General features: G+C 49.3%; 24 protein-coding genes. 15 read left to right on the top strand and 9 right to left on the bottom strand.

All coding sequences use genetic code 11. The features are described from left to right. Positions 1-44 precede the first annotated feature (44 nt). The gene (locus GCU48_RS19345; protein WP_025717655.1) at positions 45-746 is read left to right on the top strand and encodes an HAD family hydrolase; all 702 of its coding nucleotides are present in this window, start codon (positions 45-47) and stop codon (positions 744-746) included. A gap of 124 nt (positions 747-870) precedes the next feature. Here the strand turns inward: GCU48_RS19345 and GCU48_RS19350 are convergent, their stop codons facing one another. The 6 genes from GCU48_RS19350 to GCU48_RS19375 are packed head-to-tail and all read right to left on the bottom strand — an operon-like array spanning position 871 to position 7,621. Next, a complete protein-coding gene (locus GCU48_RS19350) occupies positions 871-2,049 on the bottom strand; it encodes a YheC/YheD family endospore coat-associated protein (RefSeq protein ID WP_152381138.1) in 1,179 nt (392 codons plus the stop codon). Then, on the bottom strand, positions 2,031-2,546 hold the full coding sequence (locus tag GCU48_RS19355; protein WP_152381139.1) for a GNAT family protein: 516 nt from the start codon (positions 2,544-2,546) through the stop codon (positions 2,031-2,033). The genes GCU48_RS19350 and GCU48_RS19355 overlap by 19 nt, the downstream gene beginning before the upstream one ends. Before the next feature lie 20 nt (positions 2,547-2,566). Then, on the bottom strand, positions 2,567-3,673 hold the full coding sequence (locus GCU48_RS19360; protein WP_152381140.1) for a YheC/YheD family endospore coat-associated protein: 1,107 nt from the start codon (positions 3,671-3,673) through the stop codon (positions 2,567-2,569). Next, a complete protein-coding gene (locus tag GCU48_RS19365) occupies positions 3,670-5,040 on the bottom strand; it encodes a YheC/YheD family endospore coat-associated protein (protein ID WP_152381141.1) in 1,371 nt (456 codons plus the stop codon). Before GCU48_RS19365 ends, GCU48_RS19360 begins: the two co-directional genes overlap by 4 nt. Before the next feature lie 12 nt (positions 5,041-5,052). Further along, positions 5,053-6,207 (bottom strand): YheC/YheD family endospore coat-associated protein, encoded by a 1,155-nt coding sequence (locus GCU48_RS19370; RefSeq protein WP_152381142.1) that lies wholly within the window; start codon positions 6,205-6,207, stop codon positions 5,053-5,055. Between the two features lie 43 nt (positions 6,208-6,250). After that, positions 6,251-7,621 (bottom strand): YheC/YheD family endospore coat-associated protein, encoded by a 1,371-nt coding sequence (locus tag GCU48_RS19375; protein WP_152381143.1) that lies wholly within the window; start codon positions 7,619-7,621, stop codon positions 6,251-6,253. 161 nt (positions 7,622-7,782) lie between these two features. On the opposite strand from GCU48_RS19375, the gene GCU48_RS19380 reads away from it, so the two are divergent. From GCU48_RS19380 to GCU48_RS19390, 3 genes are all read left to right on the top strand, one after another. Beyond that, a complete protein-coding gene (locus GCU48_RS19380) occupies positions 7,783-8,127 on the top strand; it encodes a YlbF/YmcA family competence regulator (protein ID WP_025717648.1) in 345 nt (114 codons plus the stop codon). A gap of 72 nt (positions 8,128-8,199) precedes the next feature. Continuing rightward, complete coding sequence (locus tag GCU48_RS19385; protein WP_025717647.1) at positions 8,200-8,484, top strand: hypothetical protein; 285 nt, start codon at positions 8,200-8,202, stop codon at positions 8,482-8,484. A 200-nt stretch (positions 8,485-8,684) separates the two neighbouring features. Further along, positions 8,685-10,019, top strand: coding sequence for a DRTGG domain-containing protein (locus tag GCU48_RS19390; RefSeq protein WP_152381144.1), 1,335 nt, complete (start codon positions 8,685-8,687; stop codon positions 10,017-10,019). 44 nt (positions 10,020-10,063) lie between these two features. Here GCU48_RS19390 and GCU48_RS19395 read toward each other — a convergent pair whose 3' ends face one another. Together GCU48_RS19395 and GCU48_RS19400 are read right to left on the bottom strand one after the other, a co-directional pair. Next, a complete protein-coding gene (locus GCU48_RS19395; protein ID WP_152381145.1) occupies positions 10,064-10,561 on the bottom strand; it encodes a sporulation membrane protein YtrI in 498 nt (165 codons plus the stop codon). Positions 10,562-10,573: 12 nt separating this feature from the next. Next, positions 10,574-10,903, bottom strand: coding sequence for a YtrH family sporulation protein (locus GCU48_RS19400; RefSeq protein WP_152381146.1), 330 nt, complete (start codon positions 10,901-10,903; stop codon positions 10,574-10,576). 136 nt (positions 10,904-11,039) lie between these two features. On the opposite strand from GCU48_RS19400, the gene GCU48_RS19405 reads away from it, so the two are divergent. The 6 genes from GCU48_RS19405 (at position 11,040) to pyk (ending at position 19,352) form a co-directional block, all read left to right on the top strand. After that, positions 11,040-14,708: a DNA polymerase III subunit alpha gene (locus GCU48_RS19405; RefSeq protein ID WP_152381147.1), complete on the top strand. Its 3,669-nt coding sequence runs from the start codon at positions 11,040-11,042 to the stop codon at positions 14,706-14,708. Between the two features lie 192 nt (positions 14,709-14,900). Next, the gene (locus tag GCU48_RS19410; RefSeq protein ID WP_152381148.1) at positions 14,901-15,398 is read left to right on the top strand and encodes a phosphatidylglycerophosphatase A family protein; all 498 of its coding nucleotides are present in this window, start codon (positions 14,901-14,903) and stop codon (positions 15,396-15,398) included. Between the two features lie 153 nt (positions 15,399-15,551). After that, a complete protein-coding gene (locus GCU48_RS19415; RefSeq protein WP_007429680.1) occupies positions 15,552-15,740 on the top strand; it encodes a hypothetical protein in 189 nt (62 codons plus the stop codon). 180 nt (positions 15,741-15,920) lie between these two features. After that, positions 15,921-16,814: an acetyl-CoA carboxylase, carboxyltransferase subunit beta gene (accD, locus tag GCU48_RS19420; RefSeq protein ID WP_152381149.1), complete on the top strand. Its 894-nt coding sequence runs from the start codon at positions 15,921-15,923 to the stop codon at positions 16,812-16,814. Then, positions 16,815-17,798: an acetyl-CoA carboxylase carboxyltransferase subunit alpha gene (locus GCU48_RS19425; protein WP_152381150.1), complete on the top strand. Its 984-nt coding sequence runs from the start codon at positions 16,815-16,817 to the stop codon at positions 17,796-17,798. 123 nt (positions 17,799-17,921) lie between these two features. Next, on the top strand, positions 17,922-19,352 hold the full coding sequence (pyk, locus tag GCU48_RS19430; protein ID WP_152381151.1) for a pyruvate kinase: 1,431 nt from the start codon (positions 17,922-17,924) through the stop codon (positions 19,350-19,352). 98 nt (positions 19,353-19,450) lie between these two features. Here the strand turns inward: pyk and GCU48_RS19435 are convergent, their stop codons facing one another. Beyond that, positions 19,451-20,347, bottom strand: coding sequence for a LysR family transcriptional regulator (locus GCU48_RS19435; protein ID WP_152381152.1), 897 nt, complete (start codon positions 20,345-20,347; stop codon positions 19,451-19,453). A gap of 206 nt (positions 20,348-20,553) precedes the next feature. On the opposite strand from GCU48_RS19435, the gene GCU48_RS19440 reads away from it, so the two are divergent. The 5 genes from GCU48_RS19440 (at position 20,554) to pelA (ending at position 25,541) form a co-directional block, all read left to right on the top strand. Continuing rightward, positions 20,554-21,477 (top strand): phosphate ABC transporter substrate-binding protein, encoded by a 924-nt coding sequence (locus GCU48_RS19440; RefSeq protein WP_025720295.1) that lies wholly within the window; start codon positions 20,554-20,556, stop codon positions 21,475-21,477. Between the two features lie 106 nt (positions 21,478-21,583). After that, positions 21,584-22,519, top strand: coding sequence for a phosphate ABC transporter permease subunit PstC (pstC, locus tag GCU48_RS19445; protein WP_025720293.1), 936 nt, complete (start codon positions 21,584-21,586; stop codon positions 22,517-22,519). After that, positions 22,516-23,412: a phosphate ABC transporter permease PstA gene (gene pstA, locus GCU48_RS19450; RefSeq protein WP_152381153.1), complete on the top strand. Its 897-nt coding sequence runs from the start codon at positions 22,516-22,518 to the stop codon at positions 23,410-23,412. The genes pstC and pstA overlap by 4 nt, the downstream gene beginning before the upstream one ends. A gap of 16 nt (positions 23,413-23,428) precedes the next feature. Then, positions 23,429-24,271, top strand: a complete 843-nt coding sequence (gene pstB / locus GCU48_RS19455; RefSeq protein WP_152381154.1) for a phosphate ABC transporter ATP-binding protein PstB — start codon at positions 23,429-23,431, stop codon at positions 24,269-24,271. 109 nt (positions 24,272-24,380) lie between these two features. Beyond that, a complete protein-coding gene (gene pelA / locus GCU48_RS19460; RefSeq protein ID WP_152381155.1) occupies positions 24,381-25,541 on the top strand; it encodes a pectate lyase in 1,161 nt (386 codons plus the stop codon). The last annotated feature ends 74 nt before the right edge of the window (positions 25,542-25,615 follow it).

Genomic DNA, 25,615 nt, shown 5'->3' on the forward strand with positions numbered 1-25,615 from the left:
TTATCATGAGAGGGGTTGAAGTTGTAAACCTACATAGGAAAGGAATGACTGATAACTACATGAACAATGCACCTGTGTTGAAGAAACCTGAGGCTATGGTATTTGATATGGATGGTACACTTTTTCAAACGGAGACGCTGCTGCTTCCTGCGTACCACAAGCTGTTTGATACGCTGCGCGCCGAAGGGCTTTATGAAGGAGAGACTCCTCCCGAGGAGCTTATTTTGAATAGTTTGGGCATGCTGCTGGATGAAATCTGGAGAAGAGTAATGCCAGAGGCCAGTGAGGCAGCCCACAGAAGAGCGGACGAGTTGCTGCTTCAACTGGAGCTAGAGGGATTGAAGAACGGAAGTCATGCGCTGTATCCACATGTAAAAGAAACACTCCAGGCCCTTCATGAGCAGGGCGTCCGATTGTTTGTAGCAAGTAACGGGCTGGAGGATTATGTAAAGGGAATCGCCGCCGCCTATGAAATGGTTCCCATTTTTGAAGGATTGTACAGCGCCGGGGAATACAGTACGCTTTCCAAAGTGAATTTACTGGAAATTCTGTTGAGCAAGCATGATATTTCGAACGTATGGATGGTTGGTGACCGTTCCTCTGATGTGGAAGCGGGTAAAAAGAACGGACAGACGGTTATCGGCTGCGCTTATGCCGGATTTGGCGTAAACGACGAGTTGAAGGGTTCGGATGCGATTATTACGGATTTCACGCAGCTGCTTACGCTTTATAAAAATGCTGAGTAATGATGCACCAGAGATTACTGGTTCACAGATTACTGCTTCTAGATACGCCTGACGCGACATATATATAAGACACAACACATGCAAGCGAGGTCGGGCAGATAATAAAGAAAGGAAGGCAACCACTTTACGCGGAGCCTTCCTTTGCCTTATTCTCTGTTTTATTTTCGGTTTTATCTTCTGTTTTTTGATCCGTCTGGGGCTTTGGATTAATCTGTGTATTGTAGACCCACAAGGCGTATTCCATAGGCTTGGCGATGGAACGGCGATAGGTCTCTTTTTCACCAATACGTGAAAATACCTCGCGAGCTGGCTTGGGATTGACCTCCAGCACGTAAATACGACCGTCCTTGTTGATTGCCAAATCAAGCGCAAGCTCACACAATGCCCCGTAGCTTTCCTCTAGATAAGCAGCAATATCCAGTCCAAGCTTTTCCCCCTGCTTGATGATTTTCTCTCTATGGTCTTCATCCTGAATCCATTGCGACAGCAGTTGTTTCATTGGTACTGCTCTGCCTCCACCATGGAGGTTGGAAGTAACGCTTCGATGTGCCCCGATTCGTCCGGCGCATCCAGTGACTTCCCATATCCCTTGGCTGTTTTTCTGTACCAGCATGCGATAATCATGGACCCTGCCATTCGGCAGCTGTACAGGAATGCCTTCCTGAACGATGTAGTTATCCATGTTCCATCTGCTTAAACGCGGCTCGAGACGGTCCAGACGCACCCGTTGCTGGGGAATAATATGACGCTTGTGATTGCGGCCCTCAATCAGATACAGGCCCCCTTGCCTGTTAACAGGCTCAATGCGTAAAATACCACGGCCCCCCGTACCGTTAATCGGCTTGAGATACACCAGTGAATTCTGTTTGAGCATCCGCTTTATACTATGAAATCCATCGAATAGCTCGGTTGAAGGCAGATGGGGGCGAAAGGCAGCCTTCCTCGCAAGCTGCTGATGAATGGCCCATTTATTGCTCAACGGCCGGTTCAAATAGACAAGGTCTGTATATTGCAATCGAAACTGCTTCAATTGAAGGTACCGCTCACTGCGCTGCACCCGGCAGCGGTCGAAAATCATGTCCGGGAATTCCCGCCATTTTCGGGTCCATCTGCCGCTGTGTGGATCATAGATTTGGGCAAGAAGCAGCCTGCGATCCTTATGCACATCTGCTGGAGTGAATACATACGTATCCAGTCCCAGTCTTTTCCCTTCTGCAATCATGCGCTCATAGATGTCGCGCTCCTCCAATTGCTTCTTGTTGTTCAAATACAAGGTCATGATGCCTAGGACAGGTTTTGGCACAGCATTCCACCTTCCTCTGCCGTCTGCTCATCTTGGGATAGCTCCCCGCGAAATATCAGCGTGGGTTTTCCGGTCGGTCCAGTCGTCATTTTATGCGCAACAAGTCCTGCGCGAAAACAGGTTTTGAGACTGGCTATATTGTCGGCGGCTACGCTGCATGTAAGGCGGTGCAGCTGTTTGAGCTGGGCGGACAGCAGTCTAGCACCCAGTCTGCGGCCCCGGTAAAGCGGACGAACGATCACGATGCCCGCATCCTTACCGTAATTCAGAACGAGGGAAAAACCTGCAATCCGCAGGCCCTTCTCTGTGCGCACATAAGCGCACAGGAGAGAGGAGCCGGGATTGTTCAATTGCTCCGGCGTTAAAATGGCCAACTGCCGCAGGGCATTGCGAGTAATGCGCATGCCGCCTGAACTGCGGGCCAGAAACAGCAACTGTCGTCGTCTCAGCAGCCAGCTCCGGGTGGGCAATTGTTGAACATCACTAATTTGCGGCATGATTCCACTTCCTTGATTCATTATTTCATTCGTCCAGCCAAAAAGGAGCTGTACTGGAATATGCGTCTAAGCGATTTTTGACGGATTTCCGGCTCGTCGAATTTCATCGGTTTGGCATTAGCTTCAAAAAACCAGAGAGTACCATTCGTATCTACTCCCAGATCCATAGACATTTCGCCGTGGGAGAGGCCAGACGCGCGTTCAATTTGACGTGCAATCTGAATGGCCGTGCTTTTAATTTTGTTCAGCAAATCTGTGCTGTCGTCAGGCCCAAACAGGGAGGAAAGGAGCTTGAACGGGTCCTCTACACTTCCACCACGCGGGACATGCGTCGTAATGCTTCCTTTACCTGCCAGCCTGGCGCCGACCCCGGTAATGCTCCACGAGCCGCGGACATTTTTTTGTACCAGAATACGCAGGTCGAAGGGCTTTTTCTGATAGGTTGCCAGATCAATCCCCTGCTGAATGATATAAGGTGAATTACCTGCTTCCCGACGAATACGTCCCCACAGCCGGGACAGCGACACAGATCTGTAGGTTACGCTTTTTTTATCATGCTGAATGGTTAGCCTGTAGGCCATTAGATACTCCGGCCGGAATTTAAGAATCATAATTCCCTTTCCGGCCTTGCCATTCTCCGGCTTGAGATACAGGTATGGAAACGCAGACAGCATCTTCCCCAAGGAAGACAGGTTGCTTAACCTTTTGGTTGCCGGAACAAACTGACGTGTAGATTCCGAGGTGCGAAGCCATTTGAACAGTTCCCACTTGTTAAAAAAGCCCGGATTGTACAGCTCAATCCCAGAGGTTTGTGTAATTTCCTCCAGTTTAGTGCGGACAGAGGTTTTGAGTTCATAATTACGGTTTGGGATGCGATTATAAATGACCTGTGGAAGCGGAAAATTTTGTTCCTCCCAAATCTGTGAGTCTTTGTTGAAGATATAGCCTTTGACCGCTTCAGCTCCCAGCTTTAGATCCCTGACGGTAACGATGTACACCTGATAGCCCATTCGTGTTCCCGTTTCAAGGATATCCCTAAAGTTACGCTGATTTCCCTTGAAGAATTGCCCATCGTCGTGCACGGTCAATACAGCAACGACCGGCTTTTGCTCCGCCCGGGTATTCATAGTTCCTCTTTTCTGCGGAATTTACTGAGGTAAAGACAGTGGTCCAAAATATGCTCCACGGATGCTTTACCCTCCGCACGCAACGATGGATGTTGAAAAATGGATCGACCGGGCTTGGAGTTGGCTTCAAACATCCATACCTTTTCCTGCTGATCAATACCCAGATCGAAGCCGATTTCACCCAGCAGATGCTGATGGTGGTTCTCAATGGCTTCTGCGAGCGTAATGGCTACATTCTTGGCACGTTGAAGTACCTCGCCCGCCCGATCTCCAAATACCCGGCCCAGTGCTTGCTCCGGTGTCATCAGGGAGCCACCGTTTTTAATATGAGTCGTGACACTGCCACGTCCGGCTTTTTTGGCTCCAATTCCGACGACGACCCATTGGTTGTTGCCGTCCTTGTGCATGTGAAACCGGAAATCAATCGGGCAATTGTCAATCTCGATCAGCTGAATTCCCTGTTGGATGACGTAGCCTTTTAACGTTTGGCCTTGATTGGATTGAAGCATACGGAGCATAGAGTTAAAAGAGTTGAAGCGCAGTAATACGTTGCTACTTTTTTTACGATACCTCACAAAATAGCCTTGCTTGGGAACATGGGAAAGCCGGTAGATTCCTTTGCCGAGACTGCCTCCACTTGGCTTGTAATAAGCAAATTGATGACGCTCCAGCATGCCTCGGATTCGTTCAGAGCTGGGATTCGTATACGATTCAGGGACATAGCGGTTGACTTCCGGATTACTTTCCAGCAGATAATAGATATCTGTTTTATTGAAAAAGCTCCAGTTAAAGAAGGGAATTCGTTTGCGGGAAAACCGCTCGCGCAGCTGATTGATCGCCGGGGAAAAATCAGAGCGACGACTCGGCAAACGATTATAAATCACATCCGGCAAAGGTACGATTTTACGTGTAAACTCCCCGCTGGATGAGAGGAAATAACCATTAATCGTATCATTTTGCCAGTTGATATCCCGCGGGGTGAAGGCGAAAATATAAGATTTCTTGCTGCCTTCCTTCAGCAGCTGCTTAATAAAGCCTGTGCGTGATCCGAAAGGGCGGGTGGTGGAGTTGGTACCGTCAGACAATACTCCAATCAACGGACCCAGCTGTATATCACCGTCCAGATTGCGCAAATAGATAGACCCGCTTTTGGGAACACGGATTGCATTACGCAAGCCGGAGGTCAGGTATAGATGACGCCCAGCCTTCTGAATCGGTTTCACTGTTGCGGGAATCTGATCCTTACCGAGCCGCAGACGAATGGACTTGGCTCCGGATAATTTAAGGCTCTTCAACAAGGCAGTGGATATATAAGCCACCTTGTCGGGCTGCTGTGAGAAATGCACATTGCAATGCGTTAAACTCATCTGTTTATCCTCCTATACCGTGTGTTCAAGGGAGGCGCCCGCGCCTTGTAGCCCCGTCGTTTTGGATTGGGTTATTAAATATCGGGCATACTCGAGCGGGCGGTTGATTGACCGGAAAGCGCACTTTGGCTGACGGATCTGAAAAAAGGAAGCCCGACCAGGCCGGGAATTAACCTCCAATAGCCAAATGTTCCCGTCCCGATCAATACCATAATCAATCCCCAGCTCGCCAAGGCGACCGTATCGTTCCTCCAGCGCCCCGGTAATGGTCAGGGACAGCTTCATCATCTGTCCGATGATGTGACGTGTGCTGTCCGCGCCAAATTGTTTACGAAGGTAAGGCTCTGCCGGATGCGCTTCGCCTCCGCCGTGCAGATTGGAGGTCAGCGTTCCTCTCCTGCCTTCTCTTACGGCAAAGCCCGTCAGGCACCAACAGCCGTGGCCGTCCTTTTGCATGAGTGCACGAATATCAAAGGGCCGGCCGCTTTGACTCGTTAATTTCAAATAAGGCTGCACGATGTAAGCGCGTTTGTCTGTAATTCCGTTGATCCATGACAAGCCTGCATCCAGTTCGGAAAACAAACGCCGGAACGGTCGGTTTCGGGAGTCTCTGCCTTGTATGAGCAGTCCCCGATCTCCTTCCGCCAGGCGGAGATACAGTGTCCCCTTGCCGTGTGTTCCGGCCTGAGGCTTCATAAACAGCCCCGAATGGCGTCGTAGCCACTCCACAAGCTGGGCCGTGTCCCGGTAAGGTGCCGTAGGCGGCACAAAGGGACGCACTTCATCTACCTTGTGCAGAGCGCGGTACACCTGCCATTTGCCAGGCAGGTTGCGCGACCAGTAGAGGAGCTTGCGCGATTTCAGCTCCGCCATTTCTTCCAATGTGTGTCCGACATTCTGGCTTTCATGGACATGGAGACAGCGGTTATACACAATATCCGGCAGGGGAAAGCGACCGGATGTCCACACTCCGTCATGATAAGCATAACCTCGTATGGAATGCTTTTCAGGTGAGACTCCTTCGGCGGTAAACGCCATTACGCTGAGACCAGAGCGCCTGCCCAATACACTCAGCCTGCGACAAAAATCGGCTTCGCTAATGGGGGGGATGGCGGCCTGATTTCGGCTAACGAGCACGCCCAGCGTGCCTGGCAAGACAAGAGACACCGACAACAGCTCCTTTGGCAGCCGGACCCTGGAAGAGAGGGATTCATTTGAAACCGGCTGAATGACGGCAGTATTCAATCATTTTTTTCACGGACGGACGGGTTTTCTGATCATTTAATGGTGTATTGTCATTCTTCGACGGCTTGGAGTTGACTTCCAGCAGCCAGATGTGTCCCGTGCTGTCAATGGCCAGATCAATGCCAAATTCCGCGAAATGGGCGGGAATCGCCTTCTCAACTCCGCTTGCGATGTTCAGTGCTGCTGTCTTGAGAGAGAGGAGGCCATTCGATTTGATGGCCGCGGGCAGCGTCGTTTTAGCCAGCGCTTCTTTGACCGTACTCAGCGTGCCGCCACGCGCCAGATTGGATACAAAGTGGCTACCTCCGGCAATCCGGGCGACAATGGATGTCACCGTCCAGGTCCCGGTTGCATTCTTCTGCACGAGCGCACGAAAGTCTACCGGACGCTTACCGTGATCAATCAGGGTAAGTCCCTGCTGGAGCTGAAAGCGTGTTGTTTTCATTTTTCCTGCCAGGCTTTTGTACAGTTTGTCGACATTGGCATACGTTTTCTTTCGGGGTGCACCCGCTGTCGTGGATAGTACGGAAAAGGTACCGTCCGTTTGCTTGCTAATGCGCATGATGCCTTTGCCCAGGCTCCCGCGAACCGGTTTAAGAAAAACAGTGGGATGCTGGTTACACATTTTTTTGAATACGGCAAAGGTTTGCAGCAGGTGAGACTCGGGTAAATACTTGCGCAGGGAAGAATTAGATTTAAGCGCATCAAACACTTCATTCTTATCCAAGAACTTTTCATTGAAAATAGTCGTACCGTACTGCGATTTTACTTCTTTCATGAAATGCTGTACGCTAGTTCTGTTCTCGAGTTTACGGGAGGTAAGCCGGTTATTGACGACATCGCCGGCGGGCATGACCGTCTTTTTCCAGCTTCCGTCGTACACCCATCCCTGAACCCGACCGGGCTGGCTTCCGATATGCTCCGGGGTGAAAAAATACACATATGCTCCTTGTCTACGACATTCCCCGACCAGTTCATGGCAGAACAGGGTGATCGACCCGAAAGGCTTATCAGGCTGTTCGGGATAGTCCCGGCTGACCAGCACGCTGATAAGTGGGCCCACTCGAAGTGTCCGGCGGCCTCGGCTGTAGGTTACTCGCAGTTGACAATTGGAATGAATCCCCATTTTACGGGCCAGCACGCTTCCTACGCGTAGGCCGCTGTAGCGGGGTACCGAAATGACGGTAACCTCTTGGCGGAACGAACCGAAGGCGAGCTGAACGGGGTGGCCTGCGGATATTTTCCATTTGCGAAGCAAGGACTCGCCGACCATGAGTACGTCATCCTGCAAGATGCCCGATCCGATGATTTGAATCGTTGTTTTTTTGATGGACATCGTGGATCTCCTTCCGGGCAGCAACTTGATGTCTTGAAGTAACGGGAAACGTAAATGGGTTGTAATAGCACTGATTCATCATATGAGGACATATATCCCTTGGTGATTGACGGACAATGTGAAATGTTGACACTATACTTGTACTGGAGGAATGAACAATCATGAATATCTATGACAAAGCACATGATTTAGCAAAAGCATTGAAGGAAAGCAAAGAGGTAGAGGAAATTACGGCAGCGATGAAGCTGATTGAAACCGATCCGGAAGCCAAACAAATGCTGGACGATTTCCGTCAGCGCCAAATGGAAGTTCAGCAGCGGATGATGAGCGGAGATATGCCGGCACAGGAAGAGATGGAAAAGATGGAAAAGCTGTTCGAGGTCCTTAGTCTGAACCTCAACATCCGTCGTCTATTCGACGCCGAGCGCCGCCTGAGCGTAATCATTGAGGACGTCAACAAAATTATTTCAGATAGCCTTCAGCATTTGTACGGTTCTTCTATGTAAGTTTGTTTCATATTCCTTCCTGTCCTCTCATAGACTAGATACATAGAGTCACAGGGAGAGGAAGGGATACGATTGGGTTCTCTTAAAAAATGGAAACACGGTTTGTACACACTGATTGCGTTGGCTATGGTGTTTGTTGCGGTGCCGCGCATCTCACTTGCAGGCGGTTTGAACTGGGTCAACGGCTTTGGTATCGTGTGGGTACTTTTTGCGTTGCTTGTCATCGGCGCGAACCTGCATTTTTTGCTGGGTGTAGATGAGGAAAAGCGTAAAACGCTGGAGCGTGTGCGGCGGGCCAAAATGCAACAGTGGCAAATGAAGTGGGATAATAAAACCGACAAAGGCAGCATGTTGTGAGCCTTTCACTATGATTTGTCCTGAGCTTGCTCCAATGCTACACATGAAGCACAGTTAAGAAGCGGTCCCTTGTAAAAAAGGGATCGCTTTTTGCTATTTCCGAGGTACGATATCGAAATGAACAAAGGTCTAAAATAAAGGGATTTTGTGCTATAATAGATACAGAATGATACAGATTGAACGTTGGGGGTGTAACAGAGTTGAACGGGCTAGATGAAGCAGTTACGAAGCATGAGCAGCTATTGCGTCATATCGAGCAGTTGAAAATAGGCTCCAAAATTTCCGTACGCAGGTTGGCTAAAGAGATGAGCGTCAGTGAAGGAACGGCTTATCGGGCCGTAAAGGAAGCTGAAAATCTAGGAATTGTCATTACCAAGGAACGAATTGGAACGGTACGGGTGGAAAAGCGTCCACGCGGTTTGTCCGAGCAGCTGACCTTTACAGATGTCGTGAATATCGTGGAAGGACATGTGCTGGGTGGAAGCGAGGGGCTGGAGAAGCCTTTGCATAAATATGTCATCGGGGCGATGCGCGAAGAGGCCATGGCCCGTTATATTGACGCAGGCAGTTTGCTGATCGTAGGTAACCGGGAGGATGCACATTCTCTTGCACTGGAGCAAGGAGCAGGCGTGCTGATTACAGGGGGATTTGGTACGAGTCGGGAGGTCAAGCAGCTGGCCGACCAGATCAGCCTGCCGATTATTTCCTCGCGCCACGATACCTTTACCGTGGCTTCCATGATTAATAGAGCGATATTCGACCGTTTGATCAAAAAGAAAATTATGCTGATTGAAGATATAGCGGCAGGCAAACCCAAGACTCTGACATTGAAAATCAACAGCACGCTCACCGAATTTGAAGAGCTTTCGAAGACGACAGGGCATCATCATTTTGCCATCGTGGATGAATGGAATCGTTTAATAGGCATCGTCAGCCGCAAAGATGTGGAGGGGCTCCTGCCCGAGCATACGATGGACAAATGCCTGATCCGTAATCCGGTAACGGTCACCTATCAGACTTCGCTGGCCTCAGCCGCGCAGATGATGGCATGGGAAGGTGTGGATTATTTACCAGTTGTGGACCGTAACCGCAAGCTGCTAGGGTCTGTTACACGACGTGAGGTGCTGGATGCGCTGCGCAATGCCCAAAAGCAGCCACAACTTGGCGAGACGTTCGATCAGTTGATTTGGAACGGGTTTGCCGAGGAGCGTAATGAGGACGGATCGTTGTTTTTTCGTGGCTTTATCATTCCGCAGATGGCCACCAATTTGGGTACGATCTCGGAAGGCGTGCTGGTCAACGTCATGACACAAGCGGGTTATCGAGCGGCTAGAGACATGAGCGGCAAGGATTATGTGCTTGATAATTTGACGACTTATTTTATCCGACCAGTACAGATTGAGGATGCAGTCGTCCTGCGTCCGTTGCTGCTCGAGATGAGCCGTCGTACCTGCAAGCTGGAAATTGCAATATCACGGGAAAATCATTTGGTATGCAAAGCGGTAATGACGCTTCAATCCATTGAACACGGATAAACGCCAATGGATTGGAGCGAGGGGGGGGGACAGAAAAGAACGGCTCAGTGACTCTCGGGAAGCTTTTCCTTCGCCTCCAGCCAAATTTGCAACACACCTTCCATTACAAGCATCGTTTTGACCTGGATTGTATACTCCTTGTCACGAACGGTGTATTTTTTTTGATGCAGCAGCATGCGTACCAGCTTGCTGTCGGAGTCAATCTCGAACATATCTCTGCCGCGCAGTACCTCCAAATCTCGAATGACACGGCGAAGTAGGTCCTTCAGGTTAATAGAGTCAATTTTTTCAGCCGACGTTTCCTCCGCGGTTAGCTTGATTTCTTTGATAACGGTTTGGCGTTTACTATATTTGCGCAGTGTTTTGTTGTCCTCCTGAGCTTGCTGGAGCTGGAATTGAAGATCCTGATTGTTTTTCCACAGCTCGTTGAAGCTGGCGTGCCAGATGGCATTATAGACCATTCCTCCGGTAATCATTCCGAGTACAAAGACGGAGGATAATTGCATAAAAGGACGTAGACGCTCAAAGGGGGGGACTCTCATGCTTGTTTCACCTCACGGCCGTCCGTTGCTACAAACCCATTTGACCAGCTCTGCACCCATGTGAGCGCCTAAAAAGGCGAAGATCAAATACAGAATTTGCTTAATGGCAGGTGACAAATTGCCATCCAACATATTGCTCTCAATGACCCGGATCGGGTCCATCGTTCCTCCCACAGCGGCGGCAAGTGCCCAAATTTTAATCCTCCCGGCAACCTCCAGCATCGTCTGGGTGGGTGGCTGAAGCGATACCACAGCTCCCATTCCGCCGAGCATAGCCCCCCCGAGCACGATGCCGAAGGCGATGAAGAAGTCGAGTATCGCTTTGGATATAAAAGTGCTCATGCTCTTTTCCTCCTGAGTGTGCGTATCAGGTCCGCGCTTGTCCGCCCGGGTCTGTACTTTTATTGTATGGGCGCTACTAACGCGGATATGATAAAATAGTTTGAAGAAAAACAAGCGGTGAAAGGAAGAGAAGCGCATGAGTTCATTTGTGCATTTGCATGTTCACAGCGAGTATAGTCTACTGGACGGCGCGGCTCGTACCGCAGAGTTGGTCAAACAGGCTGCAGCTTATGGAATGAAGGCGCTTGCCCTTACAGATCATGGGGTCATGTACGGCGCTATTCCTTTTTATAGAGTGTGTGTGGAAAACGGCATTAAGCCGATTATCGGGTGTGAGGCCTATATAACGGCAGGATCGCGCAAGGAGCGCGGTAGTCGAAAGGACCAGCCCATATATCATTTAATTTTGCTCGCCAAAAATAAAACAGGCTATCAAAATCTGATGAAGCTGTGCTCCATTGGCCATTTGGAGGGCTTTCACTACAAGCCGCGTATCGACATGGAAGCGCTGGCTGCCCATCATGAAGGCATCATATGCCTGAGCGCGTGCTTGGGCGGTGAAGTACCGCAGCATTTGCTGCATGGCCGGGAAGCCGAGGCAAGGCGGGCGGCAGAACGCTACCGGAGCATCTTTGGTGATGATTTTTATCTGGAGCTTCAGGATCATGGTCTTTCCGAGCAAAAGCGTGTAAATCCCCTTTTGATTGCGCTGGCAAAGGAATCAGGTATCCCACTGGTGGCAACGAATGACGTGCATTATCTGACTGAGCCGGATGCGGACGTCCAGGACGTTCTGATCTGTATTGGGACAGGCAAGACGGTTGACGACGAGGAACGTTTGCGTATACCGACACGTCAGCTGTATCTGAAAAGCCAGGAGGATATGGCCCGTTTGTTTCCGCATGTGGCCGAAGCCATCGCCAATACGGTGCGTATTGCTGAACAATGCGAGCTGGAACTGGAATTCGGTCAATCCATTTTACCTGAATATCGCCCGCTGCCGGAAGGCATGAACTCTTCTTCCTATTTGCGCAGTCTGTGCGAGCAGGGGCTGGAGCGTCGATATGGAGGCGATCCCGTATGGGAGCAGCCAGAGGAGCGGGAAAGGCTGGACCAACGGCTGAATTATGAATTGAATACGATTGACAGCATGGGCTTCAGCGATTATTTCCTGATCGTATGGGATTTTATCGCTTTCGCTCATGAGCATAAGATTGCAACGGGACCAGGGCGGGGGTCGTCAGCAGGCAGCTTGGTTGCCTATGTGCTGAACATCACGAATGTCGATCCGATGAAATACAACCTGCTCTTTGAACGGTTTTTGAACCCCGAACGCATCAGCATGCCGGATATAGATATTGATTTTAGTGACGAACGACGCGACGAGGTTATCGACTATGTCGTACAAAAGTACGGAAATGAGCATGTGGCGCAAATTATTACCTTTGGAACGCTTGCTGCAAGGGCCGCAGTCCGTGACGTCGGGCGTGTACTGAACGTGCCGTATGGCGAGGTAGACAAGGCGGCCAAGCTGATTCCGGCACAGCTCGGAATGAATATCCGTCATGCGCTGGAAATTACTCCGGAGCTGAAGGCGCTGTATGAAACAAAGCCCAAGACGCGTGAGCTGCTGGATATGGCGATCAAAGTAGAAGGGATGCCACGTCATGCTTCAACCCATGCGGCGGGTGTCGTTATTTCGCGGACTCCATTGACCGATGCGGTTCCACTTCAGGAGGGGAGCGAGGGGGTCCCCCTGACGCAATACTCGATGGAAAATCTGGAGCGAATCGGTTTGCTCAAAATGGATTTCCTTGGACTGCGTACGCTCTCCATTATTGAACGGTGTATGCGCTGGATTGCGGAAGAGCATGGAGAGACGCCTGATTTTAACCGAATCTCTGATAATGACCCGCATACCTATGACTTGCTGGGCAGAGGGGATACAGGCGGTGTATTCCAGCTGGAGTCGGCCGGGATACGCCGGGTGCTTAAGGATTTGAAGCCAAGTGTCTTTGAGGATATCATCTCTGTAGTGGCTTTGTATCGCCCGGGCCCCATGGGCTTTATTCCTAACTTTATACAGGCCAAGCATGGACAGATCGAAATTACGTACCCGCATCCTGATCTTGAACCGATCTTGAAGGACACGTACGGCATTATTGTGTATCAGGAACAAATCATGCAGATTGCTTCCCGCATGGCGGGCTTTTCCCTGGGAGAAGCTGATCTGCTGCGCCGCGCCGTGTCCAAGAAAAAGCGCGAAGTGCTGGATTTGGAGCGCGGTCATTTTGTGGAAGGCAGTATCAGGCAGGGTTACACAGAGGAGGAAGCCGGAAGGGTTTATGATATGATTGTCCGTTTTGCCGACTACGGCTTCCCGCGTGCCCATGCAGCTGCTTACGGCGTGCTGGCATTTCAGACGGCTTACCTCAAGGCCCACTATCCGGTACAATTCATGGCTTCCATGCTGACAGCCGTGATGGGAAGTCATCGAAAAGTGGCGGAATATGTCGTTGAATGCCGCCGTATGAATATAGCGGTGCTGCCGCCTGATGTGAACGAAAGCGGGGTGCTATTCACTCCCTTAGTGGAGGGTAACATCCGCTTCGGATTGGCCGCCATTAAAAATGTCGGCACACAGGCGATGGAAAGTATTCTCGCTGTTCGCAAGGAACGGCCATTTGACAGCCTGCTCGATTTTTGTCGACGTGTGGATCTGCGGGTGTGCAATAAAAGAGTTATTGAATCGCTCATTCAGGCAGGGGCCTTTGACTCGCTGACAGGTCACCGCGCACAGCTGCTTGCCATGCTGGATGAAACCGTAGACGCAGCCGTCAAATGGCGTAAGGAACGTGATGACCTGCAAATTGATATGTTTGGTTTTGTGGAAATGCCCAATTGGGATATCGAATATCCTGATGTACCGAGGTTCAGTGCCAGCCAGCAGTTGGAACTGGAACGTGAACTGCTGGGACTGTATTTGTCGGGCCATCCGCTGGATGATTTTGAGCCGTTGCTGGAAAGCAGCCATGCCGATCGTCTGATGGAACTGGGCGATGTACCGGATGAAACGGTTGTTGTGACCGCGGGCATGGTTGTGTCGCTCAAGACGATTACGACCAAGCAGGGCAAGGCCATGGCCTTCATAGAGCTGGAGGATCAGATTGAGCGCTGCGAGGTTGTATTGTTCCCTGAGGTATGGAAGCGAAGCCAGCAGTGGATTGAAAAGGGGGCGCTGCTGGCGCTGCGTGCCAAAATGCAGCAGCAGGACGAGCACTTTAAGCTCCTCGCGGATGAGACCGCGCCGCTAGCGGAGGACTCGCTGGCACGGCTTCTCCAGCGTCGGCGTGCCGGGGCGCGTCCAGCTGCCACAGCCGGAACATCCATGCCAGCAGCTGGTTCTTCCGCTGGCACCCCCGGCGGGGGAGCGCAGCGCGTGCCGTCAACAGCCGCAACGTCTGCTCCGTCGCAGCCCAAGCCGGCTCGCCCGGCTACGGGCGCTTCACCGAGCAACGCCGAAGCGGCTCACGGCGGGCAAGCCCCGGCTCCGCGCAGCCCGAGGCGTGAGGCTCATCAGCGGGTGTTTGTTAAAATCACCCGCGAGGCCGAGGAGGACGCCAGCTTGCTGGTCAGCCTCAAGGCGCTGCTGCAAGAGCATCCCGGTGCGTTGCCCACCGTACTATTTTATGAGAGCAGCCAGCGTCTATTGGCCTTGAGCGATGCTTACAGCATCAAGCCTTCGCCTCAGCTTTTTGATCGAATGGAGTCCATACTGGGTGAAGGTACGGTGAAAGTCAAATGATGGACATGCTGTAACCTGTCCTTCCTGCCTACTGCCCTTCCTGTCTAATAGTAACAATTTAATGAACAATTTCCTTCCCTCTCGCATACACTTGGAAAACTGGCGGAACAACAGCTTCATCACATAATCCTGCACACATGAGGCCCCGCACAGTGGAAGAATAGAACTGTACGGTGAGGCGGGAGGGAAATCATGTCCTATGAATATGCAGAAACTCTATTAAATCGTAGAGGCATTCGTATCGAGTCCATTGCGGACATCGTTTTTCAACTGCAACAAAAATATTATCCCCATTTGACTATGGAAGAATGTGTGGACAGTGTCAAAGCGGTTTTGCAAAAGCGCGAGGTGCAATATACTTTGCTCACAGGTATTGCACTTGATGAGCTAGCCGAAAAAAGACTTCTCCCTGAGCCACTGCAAGCCATCATGGAGGCAGACGAACCGTTGTATGGAGTGGACGAGACACTGGCTCTCGGAATTACGAGCGTATACGGCATGATCGGTTTAACCAGCTTTGGATATCTGGATAAGGAAAAGATTGGGGTTATTGAACAACTGAACCAAAAAAGTAACGGTATTCACGTATTTTTGGACGATCTCGTCGCCGGTTTGGCCGCTGCCGCTTCTTCGCGTATCGCCCATCGGAGCCTTCATGCCAAGCATTATCCTGCGTCCTTGGACGCTTGATTGGTCTGTATGAGCAGAGTGGATAAACTTTTAGGCCCTCCGAAGGATTCTGAATAAGCAGGAGGGCTTTTGTTGCGGGAAAAAAGTAAGGTATGTTATCATGAGTCTATTATATGGGCTCAAAACTTGAGGCTTAGGGGGTAGAAACAAGGCATGTGGACGGTGATTTATATCGCACCGACGGCCAGACTGGCTGACATGATTAAGCTCAAACTGTCTGAAGAAGGTTTTATGGTACAGACCCGGGCCATTAGCGCGTCCAAGCAACAGTTTGAGATACTTGTGCCTTCGGGGGAAGTCGAAGAAATACAGGAAGTGCTTAATTCGATTTTGCGCCCTTGAGTCCGGAACGGCGGAAGTGATACAGCAGCATGAATGGAACAAAGGATGCACGATCGGCGGTAATGTTTTGCAAACAAGCGTTGACGTGTGTATGAACATAATGCTTAGAGGTGCCGCACAGACGGCAGAGGACCTTGTATCGGTTACGGCTGACAAATAAACGGCTGGAGAGGTGTAGTTGTGTTTAAAGATTTATTCCAAAAGAAGCGTAAATACGCGACGATCCCTTCGGAACGTTCGCTGAGCGGCGATCAATCGGACATGCCGGATCGTCCCAAACGGGAAATTCCCGAAGGTCTTATGACCAAATGTGGCAAGTGCGGAAGCATTCAATACAGCAAAGAGCTGGAAAAGAATCTAAAGGTGTGTCCGGTGTGCGGATACCATATGCGTCTTAATGCCATGGAACGTATACGCATGGTGCTCGACGAAGACACGTTTACGGAATATGATGCTGATATGATTTCAGTAAATCCGCTGGATTTTCCGGGATACGCGAGTAAGCTGGAGCAGCAGACGCTGAAATCCGGCTTGCGGGAGGCTGTCGTTACGGGCGACGGCCTTATTCATGGGCTTCCTGTTGTCGTAGCGGTGATGAGCTTTGACTTTTTTACAGGCAGCATGGGTTCGGTCGTAGGAGAGAAAATTACCCGTGCCATTGAACAGTCGATTGAGAAGCGTTTGCCGCTTATTATTTTCTCCACATCCGGCGGGGCGCGTATGCAGGAGAGTATTCTGAGCTTGATGCAGATGGCCAAGACAAGCGCTGCTCTTGCACGCCTGGACGAGCAGGGATTGCTTTATATTTCGGTGATCACTGATCCGGCTTTGGGCGGAGTATCCGCGAGCTTTGCTACGCTCGGAGATATTAATATCGCGGAGCCGGGAGCCGTATTCGGTTTTGCAGGCCGTATTGTAATTGAGCAGACCATCAGACAGAAGCTGCCAGATGATTTTCAAACTTCCGAATTTAATTTGCAGCACGGACAATTGGATTTGGTTGTACACCGCAAGGAACTGCGTGATACCCTTGGGCAACTGCTTGATCTACACAGTGTGAAGGGGGTGGAATAGATGGCTGGCGAATTGCCTTATGAAAAGCCCCTGGTCGAGATGCGACAGAAGATAGAAGAACTCAAGCAATTCGGACAGGACAAGCAAATTGATTTTACAGACGAAATCAACCGCCTGGAAGAACGTTATCTCCAGATGGAAGAAGAAATATACACCAACATTACAGCATCGCAAAAGATGCATCTGGCCCGCCATCATCAAAGACCCACGTCTCTTGATTTAATCGAACAGGTGTTTACGGACTTCATTGAGCTGCACGGCGACCGATTGTTTGGAGACGATCTGGCGGTCGTGGGCGGGATTGCCAGGCTGAACGGTATTCCGGTAACCGTTATTGGGCAGCAGCGCGGCAAGGACACGAAGGATAACATTGCGCGGTTTTTCGGCAGTGCACATCCAGAAGGGTTCCGCAAAGGTCTGCGTCTGATGCAGCAGGCTGACAAATTTAAACGTCCTATCATTACATTTATTGATACGAAGGGCGCTTATCCGGGTAATACAGCAGAGGAGAGAGGTCAATCGGAAGCAATTGCCCGTAATTTGCGGGAGATGGCAAAGCTTTCGGTGCCTGTTATTTGTGTGGTCATCGGCGAGGGTGGAAGCGGCGGTGCGCTTGCATTTGCGGTCGGCAACCGGGTACTGATGCTGGAGCATGCCATCTACTCGGCCATTTCTCCAAACGGGGCGGCCTCGATTCTATGGAAGGATGCTTCCAAGGCAGATCAGGCAGCTGAAGCTATGAAGATTACAGCAAATGATCTTCTGCGCCTGGAGGTCATCGAGGACATTGTGCCGGAGCCGAAAGGGGGCGCGCATCGCGACTATGAAATGACTGCTGCTGCAATCAAGGAGCTGTTGGAACGTCATTTGGCCGAACTGATGAATATGAGCTGCGATGAATTGAGGGAAGATCGGTATCAAAAATTCCGGAAAATAGGTCAATACACCTTTTTGAAATCTACGGAAGCGGAGCCTATGTTGTAAAACACTGGAAACGGGTAACAATAAATATGACGAACTTCCTATACAAATAGGAAAAAGTGTAGTAGATTTAATTGTTGGAAAAAGATATAAAGTAGCACCTTTGAAAACGGAGGAAAAACCCAAATGCGCAAAACTAAGATTGTATGTACTATCGGTCCTTCCAGTGAGTCATTGGAAAATGTGAAGAAACTGATCTTGGCTGGTATGAATGTAGCCCGCCTGAATTTCTCTCACGGTGATTTCGAGGAGCATGGCAACCGGATCAAAAATATCCGTCAAGCTTGCAAAGAGCTTAACAAAAACGTTGCTATTTTGCTCGATACGAAGGGGCCGGAAATCCGGACAGGAAAGCTCGAGGTTGAACCTATTGAGCTTGTTCAGGACGAGTTCATTACGCTGACTACGGAAGAAATTCTTGGTACGAAAGACCGTATTTCCATTACGTACAAGGACCTTCCCGCTGACGTGGAGCCCGGCTCCACCATTCTGATCGACGATGGTCTGATCGGACTCACCGTTGTTGAAGTATCAGGCACTGAAATCAAATGCCGCATTGTCAATGGTGGAACGATCAAGAGCAAGAAGGGCGTTAACGTGCCAGGCGTAGCCATTTCTTTGCCTGGTATTACAGAGAAGGATGCTAACGACATCATTTTCGGTATTGAGCAGGACGTTGATTTCATCGCGGCTTCTTTTGTTCGTAAAGCAAGTGATGTACTGGAAATCCGTGAATTGCTGGCAAAGCACAACGCAAGTCACATTCAAATCATTTCCAAAATAGAAAATCAGCAAGGTGTTGACAACCTGGACGAAATTTTGGATGCCTCTGACGGCCTGATGGTTGCCCGTGGTGACCTTGGTGTGGAAATCCCTGCTGAAGAAGTGCCTTTGGCGCAAAAACTGATGATTAACAAATGTAATGTAGCTGGCAAGCCTGTTATTACGGCAACACAAATGCTGGATTCCATGCAACGTAACCCGCGCCCGACTCGTGCGGAAGCGAGTGACGTAGCTAATGCTATTTTTGACGGAACAGACGCAATTATGCTGTCCGGCGAAACAGCTGCGGGTAAATATCCGGTGGAATCCGTACTGACGATGTCCCGTATTGCAGAAAAAGCAGAGTCCTCTTTGAATTACCGTGATCTGTTCAAGAAACAAAGAACGGCGCAAGAAATTAGTATTACGGAAGCAATCAGCCAATCCGTTTCCATTTCTGCACTTGATCTGCATGCCAAAGCAATCCTGACGTCTACACAAAGCGGAACAACTGCGCGTATGATTTCTAAATACCGCCCAGAAGCTCCGATTATTGCTGTGACAACACAGGAAAGAACCGTTCGCCGCCTGGCTCTGATCTGGGGCGTACATGCAGTCCAAGGAAGACCAATTGTGGACACAACGGACAGTCTGTTTGACAATGCGCTGGAAGGCGGTCGCAATTCCGGTCTTGTTAAAGAAGGCGATTTGGTTGTGATCACCGCTGGCGTGCCGCTTGGTGATTCCGGTTCTACCAACCTGATCAAAATTAGCTGCGTTCCTGCACAAGCATAATTTTATCCTGTTTGGAGTATCAAACAGAACTATATCGTTTGGATACAGCAAGCAGAGCATCCAGGTCATTGCGACTTGGATGCTCTTTTTGGTTTTCTCTAGTTTTTAAATTTCTGCGCTTCTTGCCGCATGAAATTAAGGAATGCTTGTTGGATCATGCTTTGGTGTGTATCACGTTGATACACAATGTTTATTAGATAACAGTCGCTTTGTCTATCAACCTCAGTAGCCTCAGTATAAGGAAGCCATTCCACCGTAGGACCGCTGCTGTTGTCGTTCTGAACACCACAGGCAGGAAAGAAGGCAAGCGCTTCTCCGCCGCCTACTGCTTGCTTTACCGCCTCCCATGAGTTGGTCTCCAGATTGGGCTTAAGCAGAGAGGAATGTGCATCAATAGCAGATGCCCCGCTGTATTTTACCCACGTATGATTGTCCAGCATATCAGGTCTGTAGACATCCACTGCTTTGGAAGCATTATTTTTGCTCCTGATAATTCCAATTCGGTCCGAAGTTACCACCTCTGCCGCGGTATGCTCTGGTAGAGGATCTCTATCGTCCAGAAAAACAAAATCAAGTTCTCCCTGTTGCAGCATCTGTTTGATGGTATCTGGAGGTTGAATTTCCAGCCGAATCCGGCATTCTGGAAATTGTTGAGCAAATTTGGCAAGGATAGACGGGAGGAGATATGTGCCTGAGATCGACTCTGCGCCTAACTGTAATAGAACCTGCGATTCCTCTGCGAGTTCATCTACAGCTTGTCTTGCTTCTTGCTCGAGGGAGATGATCTGCTTCGCATAGGGCAGCATTCTTTTTCCGGCTTCAGTTAGCATAATTCTGCCTTGTTGAAGAGAGTATAGGGAAACACCCATTTCCTTTTCGAGGCTCTTCATATGAAAGCTGACGGTAGGCTGCTTGATTTGCAAAGCTTCGGCCACATCCGTCGCCTTATGGAATTTGTCGATCAGCATCAAAATACGTAATTTTAGAATATTCATGGAATTAGACAGACCTCCTTAAGTGTCTTGATGTATGAAGTTTAAACTATAGATTAATTTTATACCTTAAAATAATTTATCTATCAATATTTTATATTTGTTTTACAAAACCACGTCGTTCGTCTAACATTCCAGGCCTACAATGTAAAAGTGTTGATGGTCATAAATAAAAAACCGTCACTTAACTAAGGGGAGGACAATAAAAAATGTTGAAAAAATGGCCGTTCATTCTGATGACTCTTACCATGGTATTTGCACTCGCAGCTTGCGGGTCAGGTAACAATGCTGCACCACAAGGAGATGCTGCTAAAGGAACAGATAATAAAGCAGCTGCTGAACTGACAGGTAACATTCTGGCTGTTGGCTCCACGGCACTTCAACCATTGGTAGAGCAAGCAGGACAAAAATTTATGGCTGTCGATAAATATAAAGGCATTGCAGTTCAAGTACAAGGCGGCGGCAGCGGTACTGGCTTGACTCAGGTTTCCGGCGGACAAGCGGATATCGGTAACTCTGACGTGTTTGCCAAAGAAAAACTGGAGAGCGGCGCAGATGAGCTGGTCGATCACCAAGTAGCTGTTGTAGCGATGTCAGCAGTAGCGAATCCTAAGGTTGGCGTAACAGACCTGAAGAAAGATCAATTGGTACAAATTTTCACAGGTAAAATCACGAACTGGAAACAGGTCGGTGGTGCAGATCAAAAAATCGTTATTGTAAACCGTCCAAGCAGCTCCGGTACTCGTGCAACATTTGAAAAATATGCATTGGGCCAAAAAACGGAAGATCTGCCAGGCTCTATTCAGGAGGATTCCTCCGGTACTGTGAAAAAGCTGATTGCTGAAACACCGGGTGCTATTGGTTATCTGGCTCTGTCCTACATCGATAACACTGTAACAGCTTTGAAATACGACGGTGTTGAAGCCAACGTGGAAAATGTAGAGCAAGGTAAATATCCAGTATGGGCTTACGAGCATATGTACACTAAAGGTGAGCCAAAAGAACACGTCAAAGCATTTCTCGATTATATTCTGTCTGATGAAATCCAGAAATCCGATGTCGTAGATCTGGGGTACATCCCAGTATCCGGTATGAAAGTTAAACGCGATGCTGACGGGAACATTACGAAATAAGGAGATACATCTCCTGTTCGGATGAATGCAGCTAATGCGTAGTATATTCACGGAGAAGAGGCGGACTAGCGTCCGACCTCTATTCTTCGGTTAAAGGAGTTACAGTATGGAACCAATTGAAGGGAAGGCATACATGGAACAGAATAAACGTTCCCGAGTTATGAAAGAAAGACATTACTGGGAAGAATGGACCGGCCGCATTTATACGTCGGTTTGTGTCGTTTTTTTAGTTGCAGTCATTGTCTCCATCGTATATTTTGTTGCCTCCAAAGGTGTAGCTACATTTGCGATGAATGGAGTCAGTCTACGTGAATTTTTCTTTGGCACCAAATGGAGCCCAGACGGTGAACCCAAGTCCTTCGGTGCGCTTCCGTTTATTACGGGTTCTTTTGCTGTAACCATTTTGGCGGCTTTAATTGCCAGTCCGCTCAGTCTGTGTGCAGCTTTGTTTATGACGGAAATCGTGCCAAAATCGGGCAAACGTATCCTTCAGCCTGCGATTGAGCTATTATCCGGTATTCCGTCGGTAGTATATGGCTTTGTCGGCTTGACTGTGATCGTCCCGTTGCTGCGGAACGTGTTCGGAGGACAAGGCATCGGCATTTTGGCAGGCTGCCTTGTGTTGTCTGTGATGATTTTGCCGACTATTACGAGTATTATGGCGGATGCTCTGTCATCCTTGCCAGGAGGTCTGCGTGAATCCTCCTATGCTTTGGGGGCTACCCGCTGGCAGACCATTGCACGCGTCATTATTCCGACGCTGCTGCCCGCTCTTTTGACAGGAATTATTCTCGGTATGGCTCGTGCCTTTGGGGAAGCGCTGGCCGTGCAGATGGTCATCGGGAATGCACCGCACATACCAAGCTCCTTGCTGGAATCCGCTTCGACCTTGACCAGTGTTATTACACTTAGCATGGGCAACACAGCTATGGGCTCAGTTCATAACAACGCTCTTTGGAGTATGGCGCTTGTGCTTCTGCTCATGACATTTATCTTTGTGCTGCTGGTAAGGTTGCTTGAAAGGAGAAACCGGATTAGATGAGAGCTAAAACAACCGATAAGATCGCTACATTTGTAATCTGTTTCTTTGCCCTGTTCATTGTTGTCCTTTTGCTGGGATTATTGGGGTTCATTTTGGCCCGTGGAGTCAGTCACATTTCCTTTGATTTTCTAACCAGTGCTCCCCAAACGTTACGCGCAGGCGGAGGCATTGGCCCGCAGTTATTTAACTCTGTATTTTTGCTGATTTTAACTTTGATCATTACCATTCCGATTGGCTGGGGTGCCGGTATATACATGGCGCAATACGCAAAGCCGGGAAAAATTACGGACTTCATACGACTTGTCGTCGAAGTATTGTCTTCCTTCCCGTCCATCGTCATCGGTTTGTTTGGACTTTTACTTATCGTAAATACGTTTAATTTTGGTTTTTCTCTGTTATCAGGAGCCTTGGCCTTGGCAGTATTCAATCTGCCGCTGATGGTTCGTACAACAGAGCAGGCTTTCCGGGCTATACCCAAGGAGCAAAAGGAAGCCGGGCTTGCGCTCGGATTATCCAAATGGAAAATCATCACCTCCATTTTACTTCCAGCTGCGCTGCCAAGCTTGATTACGGGTACTATTTTGGCCGCAGGCCGGATTTTCGGGGAAGCCGCCGCGTTGCTGTTTACAGCAGGAATGAGTACGCCGCCGCTTGATTTTACCGATTGGAATCCATTGCATGCCAGATCGCCTATTAATCCGATGAGACCTGCCGAAACGCTCGCTGTGCATATTTGGAAGGTGAACAGTGAAGGCATTGCTCCTGATTCCAAGGATATTGCCGCAGGCGCTTCCGCGGTATTGGTATTGCTCGTACTTGCCTTCAACTTGAGTGCAAGATGGTTCGGAAGAGTTGTTTACCGCCGCCTGACAGCTGCCAAACGGATGGATTAGAAAGGGGATGGGGAATATGGAACAAGTGATTATGCGAACGGTAAAACCTGCAGCAACAACAACGCCCGTTCAGTCTACACGCTCGGAACAACTTGCGGGGCAACCGCCACAGCCATTTAGTACCGAGGATTTGAGTATTTATTATGGCAGCTTTGAGGCTGTAAAAAAAATAAATCTGGCCTTTCCCGAGCAAACCGTGACCGCCCTGATCGGTCCTTCCGGTTGTGGCAAGTCGACCTTTTTACGCTCACTTAATCGCATGAACGACGAGATTGCGTCTTCCTCTACAACGGGGCATATCTGGATGGACGGGCAGGATTTGACTGCGCCGGGAACGGACGTGATCAAGCTGCGTCAGCAAATTGGCATGGTGTGGCAACGTCCCAACCCTTTTTATAAATCTATTTACAATAATATCGCCTTCGGTCCCAAATATCGGGGGGTGCGCAAAAAGAAGCAGCTTGATGAAATCGTGGAAAGCAGCCTGCGTAAGGCAGCGCTGTGGGATGAGGTCAAGGATCGCCTTCATGATTCCGCACTGGCGCTATCTGGCGGGCAGCAGCAGCGGCTTTGTATTGCGCGTGCGCTCTCCGTCCAGCCGAAAATTTTGCTGCTTGACGAGCCGGCCTCTGCACTGGACCCCGTGTCTACAGGCAAGATCGAGGAGCTCATTACTGAATTGAAAAAAGAGCTGCGTATCGTGATTGTAACGCATAATATGCAGCAGGCCGCACGGATTTCAGACTATACTGCTTATTTTTATATCGGGAATCTGATTGAGCATGGAAAAACAAACGAGATTTTCACGAATCCTGAAAATGAACTGACCCAGGAGTACATTATGGGGCGCTTTGGGTAAGCCGTGCAGTTTTCGACAGCTTTACTATATATATAAAACAGGATAAAACCTCTTACTAATCAAGTATTAGCAAGAGGTTGAATCTGTCAAATGGATCGCCCTTTCCGGAATGGCGATTACGGTAACAACGGGACTTATTAACCCTTCATGGGCGGCAGCAGAGCAGGAGGCAGCTGATACGGGGGCGAGTGTTACTCAGGCTGTGTATAGTGATGCGGCCATTAACAAAAATGCTATTGTTCCATTCGCTAGCGTGAGTGCGAGCAGCCTGCTGGACAACTATCGTGATTTTAGTAAATTTTCTACAGGCGATGTATCCAAGGATACCAAACTGGCCTTGAATATCGTATCGTGGCAATTGCCGCATGGCGGATTCTTCAAAGCCATGGAAAAAAATTATAAATCCAAGTGGGATGACAAAGCTGCGCGCTCTACCTGGGTGAACAAGGATGGCGTGGAACTGGGGACGTTTGATAACGAGGCCACGACAACCGAGATTCGTTTTTGGGCGGATGTTTACAAAAAAACAAAAAATAAAGACATTCAGAACAGTGTACAAAAAGCTGTTGACTTCGTTCTAACCTCTCAATATTCCTCCGGTGGTTGGCCGCAAGTATACCCTAAACGTGGTAATTATTCTGATGCTGCAACCTACAACGATGATGCAATGGTTAGAATAATGGTTTTGGCTGATGATATTGTGAACAAGCGACAGCCTTTTGATAGCGATATTCTTGACAATACATATCGCTCCAGACTTCAGCAGGCTCTGAATAAAGGTGTACAGTATACGGTTAAAGCTCAAATTGTAAACAATGGTACGCCGACGATCTGGGGTGCACAGCATGATCCGGTTACTTATGCATCTGTGCCTGCCCGGGCATTTGAGCTTGCTTCCAAAACAACTACGGAATCGGTAGGCATCACGGCCTTTTTGATGTCCCAACCGCAAACGGCTGAGGTGAAAAAAGCAGCACTGAGCGCTTTGAAATGGTTTGACACGAACCGAATCGACGGAATCAAATACAATCGTCAAGGTCCAGAGTTCTTCCAAAAGGATGCATCAAGCGTTATGTGGTATCGCTTCTACAATGTGGAAGACAATAAGTATTTCTTCTCAGGCCGGGATGGCAAAAAGTATACAGACATTATGAAAATCAGTGAAGAGAGACGTCTCGGTTATGCTTGGGCAGGAAGTCAAGCAAAAAGTCTGTTGATTGCGGCTTCGGAAAGCGGATATTACAAATTGTCCAAGCCGTTGCCTAAATAATAAGCGATCATTTAACCATAGTTGAGAGGGCTGACCGTTCGGTCGGCTCTCTTTTTGTTCCCGGGCTGTAAATA

Source organism: Paenibacillus brasilensis (assembly GCF_009363115.1).
Taxonomy (GTDB): domain Bacteria; phylum Bacillota; class Bacilli; order Paenibacillales; family Paenibacillaceae; genus Paenibacillus; species Paenibacillus brasilensis.

What these genes read in the sequence shown, in the direction of transcription:
- GCU48_RS19345 (WP_025717655.1), top strand. Translation starts at nt 45, where the DNA reads ATGACTGATAACTACATGAACAATGCACCTGTGTTGAAGAAACCTGAG.
- GCU48_RS19355 (WP_152381139.1), bottom strand. Translation starts at nt 2,546, where the DNA reads ATGCCGCAAATTAGTGATGTTCAACAATTGCCCACCCGGAGCTGGCTG.
- GCU48_RS19360 (WP_152381140.1), bottom strand. Translation starts at nt 3,673, where the DNA reads ATGAATACCCGGGCGGAGCAAAAGCCGGTCGTTGCTGTATTGACCGTG.
- GCU48_RS19365 (WP_152381141.1), bottom strand. Translation starts at nt 5,040, where the DNA reads ATGAGTTTAACGCATTGCAATGTGCATTTCTCACAGCAGCCCGACAAG.
- GCU48_RS19375 (WP_152381143.1), bottom strand. Translation starts at nt 7,621, where the DNA reads ATGTCCATCAAAAAAACAACGATTCAAATCATCGGATCGGGCATCTTG.
- GCU48_RS19380 (WP_025717648.1), top strand. Translation starts at nt 7,783, where the DNA reads ATGAATATCTATGACAAAGCACATGATTTAGCAAAAGCATTGAAGGAA.
- GCU48_RS19395 (WP_152381145.1), bottom strand. Translation starts at nt 10,561, where the DNA reads ATGAGAGTCCCCCCCTTTGAGCGTCTACGTCCTTTTATGCAATTATCC.
- GCU48_RS19400 (WP_152381146.1), bottom strand. Translation starts at nt 10,903, where the DNA reads ATGAGCACTTTTATATCCAAAGCGATACTCGACTTCTTCATCGCCTTC.
- GCU48_RS19405 (WP_152381147.1), top strand. Translation starts at nt 11,040, where the DNA reads ATGAGTTCATTTGTGCATTTGCATGTTCACAGCGAGTATAGTCTACTG.
- GCU48_RS19410 (WP_152381148.1), top strand. Translation starts at nt 14,901, where the DNA reads ATGTCCTATGAATATGCAGAAACTCTATTAAATCGTAGAGGCATTCGT.
- GCU48_RS19415 (WP_007429680.1), top strand. Translation starts at nt 15,552, where the DNA reads ATGTGGACGGTGATTTATATCGCACCGACGGCCAGACTGGCTGACATG.
- GCU48_RS19425 (WP_152381150.1), top strand. Translation starts at nt 16,815, where the DNA reads ATGGCTGGCGAATTGCCTTATGAAAAGCCCCTGGTCGAGATGCGACAG.
- pyk (WP_152381151.1), top strand. Translation starts at nt 17,922, where the DNA reads ATGCGCAAAACTAAGATTGTATGTACTATCGGTCCTTCCAGTGAGTCA.
- GCU48_RS19435 (WP_152381152.1), bottom strand. Translation starts at nt 20,347, where the DNA reads ATGAATATTCTAAAATTACGTATTTTGATGCTGATCGACAAATTCCAT.
- GCU48_RS19440 (WP_025720295.1), top strand. Translation starts at nt 20,554, where the DNA reads ATGTTGAAAAAATGGCCGTTCATTCTGATGACTCTTACCATGGTATTT.
- pstC (WP_025720293.1), top strand. Translation starts at nt 21,584, where the DNA reads ATGGAACCAATTGAAGGGAAGGCATACATGGAACAGAATAAACGTTCC.
- pstA (WP_152381153.1), top strand. Translation starts at nt 22,516, where the DNA reads ATGAGAGCTAAAACAACCGATAAGATCGCTACATTTGTAATCTGTTTC.
- pstB (WP_152381154.1), top strand. Translation starts at nt 23,429, where the DNA reads ATGGAACAAGTGATTATGCGAACGGTAAAACCTGCAGCAACAACAACG.
- pelA (WP_152381155.1), top strand. Translation starts at nt 24,381, where the DNA reads ATGGCGATTACGGTAACAACGGGACTTATTAACCCTTCATGGGCGGCA.